This window comes from Stieleria mannarensis (genome assembly GCF_014154935.1).
Lineage (GTDB): Bacteria > Planctomycetota > Planctomycetia > Pirellulales > Pirellulaceae > Stieleria > Stieleria mannarensis.
The window spans coordinates 1-677 of record NZ_JACEHH010000194.1 but is presented as its reverse complement, the minus strand read 5'-3'; the positions used below and the strand labels follow the sequence as shown (position 1 = coordinate 677).

General features: G+C 56.0%; 1 protein-coding gene. It reads left to right on the top strand.

What is annotated here, in order from left to right:
- Positions 1–606, top strand: a 606-nt coding sequence (locus tag H1B37_RS33030; protein WP_220498504.1) for a hypothetical protein, incomplete at its 5' end; no start/stop codon positions are given.
- Positions 607–677: the final 71 nt, after the last annotated feature.

The following is a 677-nucleotide window of genomic DNA, read 5'->3' as shown; positions in this document are numbered from 1 at the left end:
GTTACGTCTTTAAATTCCACTCCTGAGACGGAGGTTGTAGTGACAACCAAACAGTTGATGCCTGTCTTTCTTTCCGTCGCGTTGACGGCGTACGCCCATGGCGATACTCAAGTTTCACCAGACAGGCCTGGCCGGCTGTTCCGTCAGGTCAACGTCGACGACGCGGCTACGGTCGACGCAAAGCAAGCCTTGGTCATGGGAACGTACGTACTAGATTCGAAGGCGACCAAAAGATTTCTGCGCGTCGACACACTAATGAAGGCGATTAACAAAATTCGGTTGACAGACTGGAATGTCGGCGTATGGACCAGGGAAAATGCCGAACTGACGGTTCGTCAGCGTATGGATGACTACATTCAGACCGCTCATGCGTTCTACACTGGGGAGGGCAAGCGGCCCAAAGGCGTCGTTGGTCGACGGCTTGAGAAGTACACGGACATTGAGCTCGGCGATCGACGATTGGCGAGCGCCCTTACTACGGTTCGAATGGCAACGGCCTGGGATGTGCTACTTGAGAAGGGGCAAGCCGAACGTCTGGACGCCGTGGTTCGCTTACGTCTAGCCATGATCAGTCCGCAAGCCGACGACGACGTAACCAAGCCGTGAACCGGAGCGGCGAAGTGGCGCGGATTGGCAATGGACAATTCTTCGTCGCCGCCCGGTTACGGCAGTCGTTC